Annotated in this window: 11 protein-coding genes; 8 read left to right on the top strand and 3 right to left on the bottom strand. The window is 71.0% G+C overall.

Going from position 1 to position 14,619, the window contains the following annotated elements:
- The first annotated feature begins 129 nt into the window (after window positions 1-129).
- The 8 genes from J3486_RS11965 to adhE all read left to right on the top strand — a co-directional run bounded on the left by J3486_RS11965 (window position 130) and on the right by adhE (window position 11,652).
- A complete protein-coding gene (locus J3486_RS11965; RefSeq protein WP_207820193.1) occupies window positions 130-981 on the top strand; it encodes an amino acid ABC transporter permease in 852 nt (283 codons plus the stop codon).
- Entirely contained in the window at window positions 978-2,837 is a 1,860-nt protein-coding gene (locus tag J3486_RS11960) for an FAD/NAD(P)-binding domain-containing protein (RefSeq protein WP_207820192.1), read from the top strand. Before J3486_RS11965 ends, J3486_RS11960 begins: the two co-directional genes overlap by 4 nt.
- Before the next feature lie 57 nt (window positions 2,838-2,894).
- Entirely contained in the window at window positions 2,895-3,665 is a 771-nt protein-coding gene (locus J3486_RS11955) for an amino acid ABC transporter ATP-binding protein (RefSeq protein WP_307804782.1), read from the top strand.
- A 92-nt stretch (window positions 3,666-3,757) separates the two neighbouring features.
- A complete protein-coding gene (locus J3486_RS11950; RefSeq protein WP_207820191.1) occupies window positions 3,758-4,528 on the top strand; it encodes a DUF1684 domain-containing protein in 771 nt (256 codons plus the stop codon).
- 254 nt (window positions 4,529-4,782) lie between these two features.
- Window positions 4,783-5,688: a S1 family peptidase gene (locus J3486_RS11945; RefSeq protein WP_207820190.1), complete on the top strand. Its 906-nt coding sequence runs from the start codon at window positions 4,783-4,785 to the stop codon at window positions 5,686-5,688.
- A 175-nt stretch (window positions 5,689-5,863) separates the two neighbouring features.
- On the top strand, window positions 5,864-6,754 hold the full coding sequence (locus J3486_RS11940) for a slipin family protein (RefSeq protein WP_229377840.1): 891 nt from the start codon (window positions 5,864-5,866) through the stop codon (window positions 6,752-6,754).
- A gap of 956 nt (window positions 6,755-7,710) precedes the next feature.
- Complete coding sequence (locus J3486_RS11935) at window positions 7,711-8,793, top strand: S1 family peptidase (RefSeq protein ID WP_207820189.1); 1,083 nt, start codon at window positions 7,711-7,713, stop codon at window positions 8,791-8,793.
- A 270-nt stretch (window positions 8,794-9,063) separates the two neighbouring features.
- Window positions 9,064-11,652 (top strand): bifunctional acetaldehyde-CoA/alcohol dehydrogenase, encoded by a 2,589-nt coding sequence (gene adhE / locus J3486_RS11930; RefSeq protein WP_207820298.1) that lies wholly within the window; start codon window positions 9,064-9,066, stop codon window positions 11,650-11,652.
- On the opposite strand, the gene J3486_RS11925 is transcribed toward adhE, so the two are convergent.
- Genes J3486_RS11925 through J3486_RS11915 form a run of 3 tightly spaced genes read right to left on the bottom strand, consistent with a single transcriptional unit; the run spans window position 11,653 to window position 14,506 of the window.
- Window positions 11,653-12,789 (bottom strand): AAA family ATPase, encoded by a 1,137-nt coding sequence (locus tag J3486_RS11925; RefSeq protein WP_207820188.1) that lies wholly within the window; start codon window positions 12,787-12,789, stop codon window positions 11,653-11,655.
- Window positions 12,786-13,439 (bottom strand): acetate uptake transporter, encoded by a 654-nt coding sequence (locus J3486_RS11920; protein WP_207820187.1) that lies wholly within the window; start codon window positions 13,437-13,439, stop codon window positions 12,786-12,788. The genes J3486_RS11925 and J3486_RS11920 overlap by 4 nt, the downstream gene beginning before the upstream one ends.
- Window positions 13,436-14,506 (bottom strand): DUF3533 domain-containing protein, encoded by a 1,071-nt coding sequence (locus tag J3486_RS11915; protein ID WP_207820186.1) that lies wholly within the window; start codon window positions 14,504-14,506, stop codon window positions 13,436-13,438. Before J3486_RS11915 ends, J3486_RS11920 begins: the two co-directional genes overlap by 4 nt.
- Window positions 14,507-14,619 lie beyond the last annotated feature (113 nt).

Genomic DNA, 14,619 nt, shown 5'->3' with positions numbered 1-14,619 from the left:
CTGGACACCCTTGACAGACGGCGTGAAGAGCCCCGTACTCTCGGTGCGGGACCGCTGCTGAGGGGCTCGGCCCGACAGGTGTGAAGGCAGGACCGTACGGGCCGGGATTCCAGCCCACGGAGCCGCCCCATGTCCTCGGAAACCCTTGCCAAGGCACCGCCCACCGGGCCTGCCGCGACAGCCCCCGCCGTTCCGCGCATCGTCCCGCGCCGCCGCACCGGCCAGTGGGCCGCCGCGGTCGTCGTCCTCGTCCTGCTCGGCCTCGCCGTCAACTCCGTCCTGCGCAACGAGGCGTTCCAGTGGGACGTCGTCGCCGAGTACTTCACCACCGACTCGGTGCTGCGCGGCCTCGGCCTCACCCTGTGGCTGACCGCGCTCGTCATGACGCTCGGCTTCGCGCTCGGCACCCTGCTCGCCGTTTTCCGGCTCTCCGCCAACCCCGTGCTGCGCGCCGTGAGTTGGGGCTATGTGTGGCTGTTCAGGTCGGTGCCGATCCTGGTGCAGCTGCTGTTCTGGTTCAACATCGGCGCCCTCTATCCGCGCGTCCTCGGCGTGAAGACCGTCGACCTCTTCGGTCCCGTCACCGTCGCCATCGTCGGGCTCACCCTGCACGAGGCCGCGTACGCCGCCGAGGTGGTGCGCGGCGGCATCCTCTCCGTGGACCGCGGACAGATCGAGGCCGCGCAGGCGCTCGGCCTGAGCCGCTACCGGCGGTGGCGCCGGATCGTGCTGCCGCAGGCCATGCGCTCCATCGTGCCGCCGGCCGGGAACATGCTGATCGGCACCCTCAAGGGCACCTCCATCGTCAGCGTCATCGCCGTCCAGGACCTGCTGTACGCGACGCAGCTCGTCTACCACCGCACCTACCAGGTCATCCCGCTGCTGCTCGTCGCCACCCTCTGGTACGTCGTGGTGACCTCGCTGCTCAGCGCCGGCCAGTACTACGTCGAGCGGCACTACGCGCGCGGGACCCGCCGATGAGCGCCGTACGGCAGTCCCTCGTCATCGTCGGAGCCGGTCCGCGCGGCACCGGCGTCCTCGAACGCATCGCCGCCAACGCCCGTGCCGACGAAGGAGAGTTGGCTCTCGACGTACATCTCGTCGACCCGTTCCCGCCCGGTGGCGGGCGCATCTGGCGGCAGGAGCAGTCGCCGCTGCTGTGGATGAACTCGCAGGCCCGGGACGTCACCATGTTCACCGACGAGACGGTGGAGGTGGCCGGGCCCGTGGTGCCGGGGCCCGTGCTGCACGAGTGGGCCGGGATCGACGGGCGGGAGTTCGCCGACCGGCGCCGGCAGGGCGGCTATCTGCGGTGGGTGTACGAGAAGGCCGTCGCCGCGCTGCCCGCCGGTGTCGTCGTCCATCACCACGCGTGCCGCGCCGTGCGGCTGTCCGGGCCGCGGCACGAGCGCCAGCAGGTGTGGCTCGAAGGGCGAGCGCGCCCGCTGCTCGCCGATGCCGTGCTCCTCACGCAGGGGCACCTCGATGCCGAACTCGACGACGAGCAGCGCGAGTTGAGCGCGTACGCGGAGCGGCACGGGCTGGTGCATCTGCCGCCCGACTTCACCGCCGACGCCGATCTGAGCGTGCTCGCACCCGGACAGGACGTGCTCGTACGCGGCTTCGGGCTCGCCTTCGTCGATCTGATGGTGCTGCTCACCGAGGGGCGGGGCGGGCGGTACGAGGCGGACGGTACGTATGTGCCCTCCGGGCGGGAGCCGGTGTTGTACGTGGGGTCGCGGCGTGGGGTGCCGTATCACTCGAAGATCGGTTACGAGTGGGGTGCCGCGCCCGATCCTGCGGGGCCGGAACCCGGTGCCGGGCCGCAGCCGGAGACGGGGGCTGAGCGGGGCGGATGGGTCGACGTGGCGCCGCGGCCCGATCTGCCGCGGTTTCTCGGGCCCGCGCAGGTCGATGAACTCCTCGCCCTGAAGGGGGAGTTCGACTTCCGGCGGGATCTGTGGCCGCTCATCGCCAAGGAGCTCGGATACGCGCACTACCACCGGCTGTTCAGCGCCCACCCCGAGCGCACGGCCGTCGCCTGGGACGTCTTCGAGGAGAAGTACGCGGCCGCGGCGCCGCTCGGCGCCGACCTCGACGCCCTCGTGGGCGCCGCGGTGCCCGACCCGGCCGACCGGCTCGACCTCACCGCCCTCGACCGGCCGCTCGACGGGGTGCGGTACGCGACGCACGAGGAACTGCAGGAAGGGCTGCGCGGCTACATCACGGACGACCTGGAACGCCGCCACGACCCCGGCCACAGCCCCGACCTGGCCGTCTTCCTCGGGCTGCTCTCCGTGTACGGGCAGATCGTGCGGCTCGGCGACATCGGCCCGTGGTGGCACGGCTTCTTCAGCTATCTGGCCTCCGGGCCGCCGGGACCGCGCCTGCGCCAGCTCCTCGCGCTGTCCCGCGCGGGCGTCGTGAAGTTCGTCGGCGCCGACCTGCGCGTCACCGCCGAGGACGGGGTCTTCCGCGCCACCAGCGCCACCGTGCCGGGCGCCCGCATCGAGACCCGCGCGCTCGTCGAGGCACGGCTGCCGCAGCCCACCCTCGCCCGCACCCGGGACCGGCTGCTGCGCGCCCTGCACGAGGACGGGGCCCGCGCGACACCCGCCGGGCTCCTCGCCGTCGACCAGGCCGACGGGCGGATCCTCGACCGGGACGGCACCGCCCACCCGCGCCGTTTCGCCCTCGGCCCGCACACCGACGCGCGCGGCGCCGGCGCCTTCACCCGGCCGCGGACGAACAGCCCGTCGTTCCGCCAGAACGACGCCACGGCCCGCGCCGTCCTCACGCTCCTGCGCGACCTCTCCCGCCGCGCCACCGCCGCCTGAGCCCGAGCGGCGGGCCCGCCCGCAGCACCCCTTCTCGTGAAAGGTACGTACGACCCGATGAACACCACCACGCCCATGGTCGAGGTGAGGGCCCTGCACAAGAGCTTCGGGGCCACCGAAGTACTGCGCGGCATCGACCTCGACGTCCGCGCGGGCGAGGTCACCGTCGTCCTCGGCCCCTCCGGCTCCGGCAAGTCCACGCTGCTGCGCACCATCAACCACCTGGAGAAGGCCGACAGCGGCTGGGTCAGTGTCGACGGCGAGGTCGTCGGCCACCGCCGCTCGGGCGACAAGCTGTACGAGCTGCGCGAGCGCGAGATCCTCAGGCAGCGCACCCGCATCGGCTTCGTCTTCCAGAACTTCCACCTCTTCCCGCACCTCACGGTCCTGGAGAACATCGTCGAGGCGCCCGTCTTCGCCCTCGGCCGTCCGCGCGCCCGGGCCGAGGAGACCGCGCGGGCGTTGCTCGACCGCGTCGGGCTCGCCGACAAGGCGGACGCCTATCCGCACCGCCTCTCCGGCGGACAGCAGCAGCGGGTCGCCATCGCACGGGCCCTGGCCCTGGAACCCAAGCTGCTCCTGTTCGACGAGCCGACCTCCGCGCTCGACCCCGAACTCGTCGGCGACGTGCTCGACGTCATCCGCGACCTGGCGCACCGGGGCACCACGATGATCGTCGTCACGCACGAGATCGGCTTCGCCCGCGAGGTCGCCGACACCGTCGTGTTCATGGACGACGGCCGCATCGTCGAGCGGGGCGCCCCCGCGGGCGTACTGGACGCGCCGCGCGAGGAACGCACCAGGGCGTTCCTCTCCAAGGTCCTGTGACCTGCCCGGACTCCCCACCTCCGCATGGAATACGACGGCTCCACCCTGCGCTCCCACCTGGGACCGCGCACCTCCGAAAGGACCCTCACCGCATGACCGACGCCATCGACACCGGTACCGCGACCGACGCCTGGAAGCAGTGGCACGAGGAGCGGACGGCGTCCGTCTCCGCGCCGTACGGGCCCCTCTCGCTCACCGGCACCCACTGGCTCGACGACCATCCGGACGGCCGACTTCCGGCCATCCCGGGGCAGTGGCGGGTCGACGGGGACGCCGTCGTACGGACCGTGGACGGGGTACGGACCCGGTACGGGGCCGACGCCACCGTGCCGCTCGGCGAGCGCCGGCTCGTCGTCATCGTCCGCGAAGGCCTGTGGGGCGTACGGGACTTCGACCCGGCCGCGCCCGCCCGCACGGCCTTCCTGGAGTCCGGCGGCATCGACGCCACACCGTACGACCCGCGCTGGTCGGCCGACGGCCGCTTCACCCCGTACGAGGACGGGCCCACGGCCGTCCGCGTCGAGAACGCCGACGGCCGGCACCGCGCGCTCGGCCTCGCGGGCGAGCTCGCCTTCACGCTCGCCGGGCAGCGGCACACCCTGCAGGTCGCGCGGCAGGGCGACGGCCGGCTGTGGGCCGTCTTCGCCGACGCCACCAGCGGGCACGGCAGTTACCGGTTCCGGTTCCTGTACGCGGCCGCGCCCGACGCCGACGGCCGGACGACGGTCGACCTCAACCGGGCGACGCTGCCGCCGTGCGCCTTCGCGGATCACTTCGTCTGCCCCTTCCCGCCCCCGGGCAACACCCTCCCCGTGGACATCGCGGCGGGGGAGCGGAACCTGACGGCCGCCCCGACCGTCTGACGGAGGAAGCCCAGCCCCGGCGGCGGCGTACGCGACGTACGAGTGAAGCCGTCGGGGCAATCCGTCGTGTGTGCGGAGATCTGGCGGAAGTCCGAAAGGCGCTCTTGTGCCGGACAGTTGAGGACACGAATACTCCCGAACAGCGCTTGTCAGGGTCACGGCGTGTCCGGAATCCGGACCGCCGCCGTGCCTGACCGCGCCTCACGGGCCCCGACCCCACGCGGGCCCCCGACTTCCCTCGGGAGGAACGACCAGTGAGGATCAAGCGCACCACCCCCCGCAGTGGCATAGCGAGACGGACCGGGCTGATCGCCGCGGGCTCCGGACTGCTCGCCGCGGCAGCGTTCACCGTTCCCTCCGCGCACGCCGCGGAGTCCCAGACCTTCAGCGCGACACAGCTCACCCGGGCCGGCGCCGCGGTGAAGTCCGCCGACATCGGCGGTACCGCCTGGGCCGTCGACGCGAAGACCGGCAAGGTGCTCGTCACCGTCGACAGCACGGTCTCGCAGACGGAGATCAACCAGATCAAGCAAGAGGCCGGTGCCGACGCGGGAGCGTTGCGGATCGAGCGCACGGCCGGCACCTTCAAGAAGCTGATCGCCGGCGGCGACGCCATCTACGGCGGCCAGTACCGTTGCTCCCTCGGCTTCAACGTCCAGGACAGCAGCGGCAATTACTACTTCCTGACCGCGGGCCACTGCGGTGAGGTCGCCTCCACCTGGTACTCCAACTCCGGGCACACCACCACGCTCGGCACGAACGTGGGGTACAGCTTCCCGGGCAACGACTACGCCCTGGTGAAGTACACCAACAGCTCGATCACGAAGTCCGGCACCGCGGGAAACACGGACATCACGAGCTCGGGCACGCCCAGCGTGGGCGCCACCGTCTACCGTGACGGCTCCACCACCGGCATCCACAGCGGCAAGGTCACGGCGCTGAACGCCACCGTCAACTACGGCGGCGGTGACATCGTCTCCGGCCTGATCCAGACCACGGTCTGCGCCGAGGGCGGCGACTCCGGCGGTTCGCTGTACTCGACCGGCGGCGTGGCCTACGGTCTCACCTCGGGCGGCAGCGGCAACTGCACCTCCGGCGGCACCACGTTCTTCCAGCCGGTGACCGAGGCGCTCAGCAAGTACGGCGTGCACGTGTACTGAGCTCGGCACCGTACCGTTCCCTGTACGTCCTGAACCGCAGCCAGCAGCGGGAGCCCCTGTCCGGTATCGCACCGGGCGGGGGCTCTCCCTTTGTGCCCCTTACAGAGTTACGGTCGAAGTACGCGCTTGAACCGCGCGCCTGTTGCGCCCGCTTCGGACCCTGGGGGGCCGTGAGATGGTCGAGGAACTGGTGGCGGCGGGAGTCACCGTCGTCTGCGCCGGAGCGGTCTACGGGATGGCGGCGGCCCGCGTCGTCAAACAGTACGAGCGCGGGGTGGTGTTCCGGCTCGGGAAGCTGACGTCGTCGGTGCGCGGGCCCGGGTTCACGATGATCGTGCCGTTCGTGGACAAGCTCCGTAAGGTCAACATGCAGATCGTGACGATGCCGGTGCCCGCGCAGGAGGGCATCACGCGGGACAACGTCACGGTGCGGGTCGACGCCGTCGTCTACTTCAAGGTGGTCGACGCGTCCGACGCCGTGGTGCAGGTCGAGGACTACCGGTTCGCGGTCTCGCAGATGGCACAGACCTCGCTGCGCTCCATCATCGGCAAGAGCGACCTCGACGATCTGCTCTCCAACCGCGAGAAGCTCAACCAGGGCCTGGAGCTGATGATCGACAGCCCGGCCATCGGCTGGGGCGTGCAGATCGACCGGGTCGAGATCAAGGACGTGTCGCTGCCCGAGACCATGAAGCGGTCGATGGCCCGGCAGGCCGAGGCGGACCGGGAGCGCCGCGCCCGGGTCATCAACGCGGACGCCGAACTCCAGGCCTCCCGCAAGCTGGCCGAGGCCGCCCAGCAGATGGAGGACACCCCGGCCGCGCTCCAACTCCGCCTGCTGCAGACCGTGGTGGCCGTGGCCGCCGAGAAGAACTCGACGCTCGTGCTGCCGTTCCCGGTGGAACTGCTCCGGTTCCTGGAGCGGGCCACACCCGGTGACGCGGCCCCCGCGGCCCGGTCCGCCGTCCACCAGCTGACGGAGCTGTCGAAGCGCACCCCGGAACCGGAACCCGAGCCGCGGACCCCGGCTCGGGAGGGTGAGGAGAGCACGGCGGAGGGCGCCTAGGCCGGTCGCCGGCCGGTGGAGGCTGACGGGCAATGCGCTCCGTGCGCACCGGAGTTGGACCGTTCGGCCCATGGTGAGAGAAGGGAGTCACCCTCTTCCGTCTCTGCCGTGACCGCCTCCGATCCCGTGCCCCGACCCACCGCTGCGGGACAGCCGTGCGCGGACCATGAGCCGGCCGGTCGGCTCGCCGTCCCGGGCGGACCGGCCGCCGGGCTCACGGGGCGGCTTGCCCCGACCGTCGGGTACGGCGCGGTCGCGGGGCTCGGCATGGGCCTGTGCCGCACCGCCTCCGGACCGCCGTCGCGCCTGGCCCGGCCCGGCGACCTCCTCCGGGCCGACACGCTGTGGTCCCTGTCCGCCGGGCTGCTCTTCGGCGTCACGGCCGGTGTCACCTTCGCGCTGACCTCCGACGCCGCGGCAGGGGCGGTTCGCCGCTCCGGTGGTCGGCGTCTGCCTCGGCGAGGGGATCGGCCTGGACCGGACCGGTCCAGGCAGCCGTCACCTGGCGGCCGTCGTCTGCTCGCGCACGGTCGTCGTCTGCTCGCGCGCCCGGTCAGGGACCCCGCTGCGGCTGCGCAGATTCCTGGACCGGGCCACCGTGGCGGGGGTCCTGCGGGTGTCCGGCTCCGCCCATCGGTTCCGCCCATCGGTCCCGCCATCGAGAACTCCAGGACCGGGTCCGGGACCACCCCACCCTCTGAGGGGCGTTATTGAGACAGGACTAGGCCTTACCCTCCGCCGAAAACCGTATGCAGACGGTGTTTGCAAAGGGGATCGACGTGGGAGCCGACGGAGGCGCTCAAGTGGTGAAGGGCGCACAGGAGTTACCGTACGCGCGTCCTGAAGTCGACCTTGTGTGCCCCCTGTGACCGTCGGGATAGTGGGCCCGTCACCCTCAAGGAGCCGATACGTCCCCCACGACGTCCGGTTCCCGACCCCCCACAGGAGGACGTGAGTTGAAGCACCGACGCATACCCAAGCGCCGTGCCGCGCTGGCCGGAGCGGGAATCGCCGCTCTGGTCGCCGCGGGCATCACCTTCCAGACTGCGAACGCCAGCACCGACACACCGGACGTGGCGCTGAAGAACCTCTCCGTCGCCAAGGCCGGAAATCTCGCCTCGGCCCTGCACAAGGACCTCGGCGCGGACGCGGCCGGCAGTTACTACGACGCCAAGGCGAAGCACCTCGTCGTCAACGTGCTGAGCGAGGACGCCGCGCAGGCCGTCGAGGCGGCCGGCGCGAAGGCCAGAGTCGTCCAGAACTCGCTGGCCGCGCTGAAGAGCGCCCGCACCACCCTGAAGGACGACGCGACGATCCCCGGCACGTCCTGGGCCACCGACCCCGCCACCAACAAGGTCGTCGTCACCGCCGACCGCACGGTCAAGGGCGCCGACTGGCAGCAGCTGAACAAGGTCGTCGACGGGCTCGGCGCCAAGGCCGAACTCCGGCGCAGCCAGGGTGAGTTCAAGCCCTTCATCGCGGGCGGTGACGCCATCACCGGCAGCGGCGGCCGCTGCTCCCTCGGCTTCAACGTGGTCAAGGACGGCCAGCCGTACTTCATCACCGCGGGCCACTGCACCGAGGCGATCTCCACCTGGTCCGACTCCAGCGGCCAGGTGATCGGCACCAACGAGCAGTCCAGCTTCCCGGACAACGACTTCGGGCTCGTGAAGTACACCGCGGACGTCTCCCACCCCAGCGAGGTGAACCTCTACAACGGCTCCGCGCAGCAGATCACCGGGGCCGCCGACGCGACCGTCGGCATGCAGGTCACCCGCTCCGGCTCCACCACCCAGGTCCACGACGGCACGGTGACCGGCCTCGACGCCACCGTGAACTACGGCAACGGCGACATCGTCAACGGTCTCATCCAGACCGACGTCTGCGCCGAGCCGGGCGACAGCGGCGGCTCGCTCTTCTCCGGGGACAAGGCGATCGGCCTCACCTCCGGCGGCAGCGGCGACTGCACCTCGGGCGGTGAGACGTTCTTCCAGCCGGTGACGGAGGCGCTCTCGACGTTCGGCGCGGAAATCGGCTGACCCGCACGTTTATGTCCCGCCCCCGGAAAGCGGGGGCGGGACCTTTTCGCGAAATTCTTGTGAAAACTTTCACAAGCGCGCAAGGGTCCAAGGACCTTTGACGTTCACGCAGGTGAGGGGTGGTTTGTGCGGGTGTCTCCGCGACTCGCAGGGACCTTCGGCCCATCGGCTGGGGCCGTTCACCGCCCCCGGGGCGGGGCGTAAAGGTGTGGAATTGAGGCATCAGCGAAAAGGGCGTGAAAAGAGGAGCCTGCCGTGGAAGCCAAGGGCATGGTGGACGAACTGGTCGCCGGGGCGCTGGAGGCGCTCGCACAGTTCGAGACGTACGACCAGGAGCAGGTCGACCACATCGTCAAGAAGGCGTCCCTCGCGGCGCTCAGCCACCACGGTGATCTGGCGAAGGCCGCCGTCGAGGAGACCGGGCGCGGTCTGTTCGAGGACAAGGCGGTCAAGAACCTCTTCGCCTGCGAGCACGTCGTGAACTCGATGCGCGGCCTGAAGACCGCGGGCGTCGTCTCCCGCGACGAGATCAACGGCATCACCGAGATCGCCGAACCGGTCGGCGTCGTCTGCGCGATGACCCCCGTCACCAACCCCACCTCCACCACGATCTTCAAGGCGCTGATCGCGCTGAAGACCCGTAACCCGATCGTCTTCGCCTTCCACCCCAGCGCCCAGAAGTGCTCGGCCGAGGCCGCCCGGATCGTGCGCGACGCCGCGATCGAGGCCGGAGCCCCCGAGCACTGCGTGCAGTGGATCGAGGAGCCCTCCATGGAGGCCACCGGGTTCCTCATGAACCACGAGGGCGTCTCCACCATCCTCGCCACCGGCGGCAACGCCATGGTCAAGGCCGCCTACTCGTGCGGCAAGCCGGCCCTCGGCGTCGGCGCCGGGAACGTCCCCGCGTACGTGGCGAAGGACGCCAAGCTGGGCCGCGCCGTCCACGACATCGTGTTGTCCAAGGCCTTCGACAACGGCATGATCTGCGCCTCCGAGCAGGCCGTCATCTTCGACCAGGAGATCTACGAGGACGGCATCGCCGAGCTGAAGCGGCTGCACGCCCACGTCCTGACCGCCGCCGAGAAGACCAAGCTGGAGGAGTTCGTCTTCGGGACGACCGCCTACGGCACGGACTGCGCGGGCGCCAAGCTGAACGCCGCCGTCGTCGGCAGGTCGCCGGTCTGGATCGCCGAGCAGGCCGGTTTCGAGGTGCCCGACGACACCTCGATCCTCGTCGCCGAGTGCGCCGAGGTCGGCCCCGGCGAGCCCCTCACCCGCGAGAAGCTCTCCCCGATCCTGGCCGCCCTGAAGGCCCGCGACACCGAGCACGGGCTCCGACTGGCCGCGGAAATGGTCGAGTTCAACGGTCTCGGGCACTCCGCCGCCATCCACACCGAGAGCGAGGAGCTCGCCGAGGAGTTCGGCCGCCGGGTCAAGGCGATCCGCGTCATCGTCAACTCGCCCTCCACCTTCGGCGGCATCGGCGACGTCTACAACGCCTTCCTCCCGTCGCTGACCCTGGGCTGCGGCTCGTACGGCCACAACTCGGTCTCCAACAACGTCTCGGCCGTCAACCTCGTCAACATCAAGCGGATCGGGCGGCGCAACACCAACATGCAGTGGTACAAGATCCCGCCGAAGATCTACTTCGAGCGCAACGCCGTCAAGTACCTCGGCGAGATGGACGGCGTCAGCCGGGTCACGCTCGTGACCGACAAGACGATGGGCGCCATCGGCTTCGTGCAGAAGGTCACCGACATCCTGGGCTCCCGTCCGCAGCCGGTCACGGTGCAGGTCATCGACAACGTCGAGCCGAACCCGGAGCTGGCCACCGTGCAGGCGGGCGCGGCGGCGATGCGGGACTTCGGGCCCGACACGATCGTCGCGCTCGGCGGCGGCTCGCCGATGGACGCCGCGAAGATCATGTGGCTGATGTACGAGCACCCCGAGATCGAGTTCGCGGACACCAAGGAGAAGTTCTTCGACATCCGCAAGCGGGCCTACACGTTCCCGCAGCTGGGCGAGAAGGCGAAGCTCGTCGCCATCCCGACGACATCCGGTACGGGCTCGGAGGTCACCCCCTTCGCGGTGATCTCGGACCCGGCGGCGGCCCAGAAGTACCCCCTCGCGGACTACGCGCTCACCCCGAACGTGGCGATCATCGACCCGATGCTGCCGATGAACCTGCCGCCGACGGTCACCGCCGACTCCGGCTTCGACGCGCTGACCCACGCCACCGAGGCGTACGTCTCGGTCTACGCGAACGACTTCACCGACGGTCAGTGCCTCCAGGCCATCAAGCTCATCTTCGAGAACCTGGAAGCCTGCGTGAAGGACGGCGCGAAGGCCCCCGAGGCGCGCGAGAAGATGCACAACGCCTCCACGATCGCGGGCATGGCCTTCGCCAACGCCTTCCTCGGCCTGGTCCACGCGATGGCGCACACCCTGGGCAACACCTTCCACGTCGCCCACGGCCGCACCAACGCGCTGCTCCTGCCGCACGTCATCCGGCACAACGGCACCGTCTCGTACAAGGCGACCCCGTGGCCGAAGGCCGAGACCTACCGGGCGCCCGAGCGGCTCCAGGAGATCGCGAAGATGCTGGGCCTGCCGGCCGCGACCCCGGAAGAGGGCGTGGAGTCGTACGCCAGGGCCGTCGAGGAGCTGCGTGAGCGCTGCGGCATCCCGGCCTCCTTCAAGGAGGAGGGCGTCGACGAGGCCGCCTTCCTGGAGGCCCTGCCGCAGCAGGCCATGAACGCCTACGCCGACCAGTGCGCGCCCGCCAACCCGCGGATGCCGATGATCGACGACATGAAGCGGCTGATGCGCCAGGCGTACTACGGGCAGCCCGCGGCGTAGTCACCGCTCGGGCCAGTACCAGAGCGGCTCGTCGAGCAGGCCCCCGCGCCCCGCCACCGTCGTCCGCCCCGACTCCTTGAGCAGTTCGACGGAGTTGAGGTCGACGCGGTGGCGGGGCGCCTCGTGTGCCAGGACCTCCGCGAGCGGGCGGGCGTGGGTGACCACGACGACCTGGGAGTCCCTGGTCGCGGCGAGGATCAAGTGGGCGAGCGGGGCGAGGAGTTCGGGGTGCAGGCTGGTCTCGGGCTCGTTGAGGACCATCAGGGACGGCGGGCGCGGGGTGAGCAGCGCGGCCGTCCACAGCAGATAGCGCAGGGTGCCGTCGGAGAGCTCGGCGGGGCCGAGTGGCCGCTTCAGCCCGCGCTGCGTCAGCTGGAGTTCGAACCGGCCGCCGCTGTCGACGATCCGGACCCGGCTGCCGGGGAACGCGTCCGCGACGGCCGTGTCGAGCGCCTCGTCGTCACCGGTCTCCCGGATCGTCTGGAGGGCGGCGGCCAGGTCGGCGCCGTCGGGGGCGAGCACGGGTGTACGGGTGCCGATGCGGGCGGCGCGGGCGGGCGCCTCGGCGTCGGTGCGTACATGGTCGTAGAACCGCCAGGAGCGGATCAGATCGCGCAACCGCAGCAGATCCGGGGCCAGTTGGGGGTCGGCGAACTCGCTGAGCATGCTGTCGTACGGCTTGATGTTCCGGCTGCGGTGCCAGCCGCCGTCGGCGGTGCGGGTGCGCACGGCGGGGCCCGCCCGGTCGCAGAGCAGGGCGGCGGGCCGCAGGACGGGGCCCGCCCAGGTGGACTCGCGCTTGATCTCGGGGTCGAGCTGGAACATCGAGGGCGAGCCCGGATCGTACGGGGGAAGGCCGAAGTCGACCGCGTACCCGAACTCGTCGCCCGCGAAGCCCAGTCTGAGACCGACCGGCCCCGCGTCGCGGTCGCCCGCCCACAGCACCGACGGCAGACCGCCCTCCTGCGCGAGCGCGGCGACGGCGCCGCCGCGGGCCGACGCGGCGAGCAGCCGCAGGGAGCGGTAGAGGCTGGACTTGCCGGTGCCGTTCGCGCCGGTGATCACGTTCAGCCGGCCGAGGGGGACGATCAGGCGGCGCAGGGAGCGGTAGTTCTCGACGGCGAGGGTGGTGATCACGTCTCGGAGGGCTCCGGCGGGGCGAGGAAGCGGCCCATCGGCAGGACCGCGCGGCCCCAGGTCGACGCCATCACCTGACCGGCGAGCAGATACAGGGCGCCGGCCGTCGCGCCGAGGCCGAACCAGCCCGCGACCCGGTTCCAGCCGACCAGGCCCGTGAACCCGTTGCAGGTCATCGCGACGAAGACGACGAGGACGCAGCTGAAGGTGAGCAGCAGCACCAGATGGATCCGCCAGCTCGCCAGCCACAGGACGAAGACCACGAACACCCAGGGCAGCGTGAACAGGCCCATCGCGTCGCCCCGCAGCGACGGGTCGAGGCCGGGCACGATCCACTGCAGCATCAGCGCCTTGGCCATCCAGAACAGCCCGAAGCCGCCGAACACCGTGGCGTGCCAGGTGTCACCGCGCTGGGCTTGGAAGAGACCGGCGAGCAGCTGGGCGAGGCCGCCGATGAAGAAGCCGACCGTGGGCACGTCGGCCGCCGCCAGCCGCTCGGGGAAGACGCCCGCGTCGATACCGGTGGCGATCATCGTGACGACGATGAAGCCGGTGAGGCCCAGTGGCCCGAGCTGGGCCTGGGCCGTGGGCTCCATGCGCTTGACGGAGACGGCCTGGGCGGCAGGGCCCGAGCGGTGCGGGAAGTTCACGAGGCGGCCCCGACGTGCGAGCCGCCCTGCGAGGCCCGGTGCGCTCCGTGCTTCCGCTTCTTCTCGCGCATGCTCGACACGAGCAGCGTCACCGCCACCCCGACCACCGCCCACGCCGCCAGGACCAGCAGGGACCGGGTGATGTCGTTGCCCTGGAAGTAGGCGATGGAGCGGGCCGCCCAGGTGCCTGCGCCCGGCGGCAGCCAGGGGCCGATCGCCTTCCAGAACGGCGGCAGCATCGGCAGCGGGAAGGCGCCGCCCGCGCTCGGGTTGCCCGCGACGACGATGATGAGCACGGCCAGGCCGATGCCGACGATGCCGGTGAGCTCCTCCAGGGCCAGGGTGATCGCGCCGACCGCGAAGGTGATCAGCGCGCCGAGCCCTGCGAGGCCCCAGAAGGAGCCGGGCAGCGCGCCCAGGATCGAGTCGCCGATGATGAGCGAGCCGCCGATGCCGCCCGCGATCGCGACCAGCGCCATCGCGCCGAGCCTGATCAGCGCGCGCTGCGGGCTGGCGGGCTTGGAACCGGCGCTGATCGACATGATCGACGCGCACAGATAGCCGCCGACGCACCAGCCGACGACGAGGTAGAACGCCGAGAGCCCGTCGAAGTCCTGACCGGACGCCGGTGCCACGTCGACCGTCTTCACCGTGCGCTGCTGGAGGCCGTCGACCTCGGTGGCCAGGGTCTGCAGGGCGGACGCGAGGACGGTGCCGCCGCCGGACGCGACGAGCAGGGTGTCCGTGGTGCCCCGCGGGTTCAGGACCAGGGCGCCGTCGATGTCCCGGTTCATGATCTGCCGCTTCGCCGCCGCCTCGTCGGCGACCACGCGCGGGTCCAGCGGTGAGCCCGGCAGCTTCGTCAGCTGCTGCTCGGTCTGCTGCGCGACGGCGGCCGTCGGTCCGACGACTCCGAAGGGCACGTCCTTGGGCTTCGGATTGTGCAGCGCTCCCACGTACGAGGCGATGAACAGCAGCTGCAGGGCGAGGACGCCGATGACGAGCAGCGCGGCCCGGGGGGTGACGGCGTCCTTGAACTCACGGGTGAACCCATCGGCGAATCTCATGCCCCCACGGTCCGGCGAGGCCCCTGTTCGTGCAGGTGGGGTGGCCCGAATGGGTGTCCGCATTCGATATCGCACAGTCGTTCGAAACTTGGTCTATGGTGGAGGTGGGGGAG

This window comes from Streptomyces sp. VRA16 Mangrove soil, assembly GCF_017377775.1.
GTDB lineage: Bacteria > Actinomycetota > Actinomycetes > Streptomycetales > Streptomycetaceae > Streptomyces.
The sequence above is the reverse complement of the archived record's forward strand: the minus strand, read 5'-3'. Positions and strand labels throughout refer to the sequence as shown.

What these genes read in the sequence shown, in the direction of transcription:
- J3486_RS11940 (WP_229377840.1), top strand. Translation starts at nt 5,864, where the DNA reads ATGGTCGAGGAACTGGTGGCGGCGGGAGTCACCGTCGTCTGCGCCGGA.
- J3486_RS11955 (WP_307804782.1), top strand. Translation starts at nt 2,895, where the DNA reads ATGAACACCACCACGCCCATGGTCGAGGTGAGGGCCCTGCACAAGAGC.
- J3486_RS11915 (WP_207820186.1), bottom strand. Translation starts at nt 14,506, where the DNA reads ATGAGATTCGCCGATGGGTTCACCCGTGAGTTCAAGGACGCCGTCACC.
- J3486_RS11960 (WP_207820192.1), top strand. Translation starts at nt 978, where the DNA reads ATGAGCGCCGTACGGCAGTCCCTCGTCATCGTCGGAGCCGGTCCGCGC.
- J3486_RS11950 (WP_207820191.1), top strand. Translation starts at nt 3,758, where the DNA reads ATGACCGACGCCATCGACACCGGTACCGCGACCGACGCCTGGAAGCAG.
- J3486_RS11965 (WP_207820193.1), top strand. Translation starts at nt 130, where the DNA reads ATGTCCTCGGAAACCCTTGCCAAGGCACCGCCCACCGGGCCTGCCGCG.
- adhE (WP_207820298.1), top strand. Translation starts at nt 9,064, where the DNA reads ATGGTGGACGAACTGGTCGCCGGGGCGCTGGAGGCGCTCGCACAGTTC.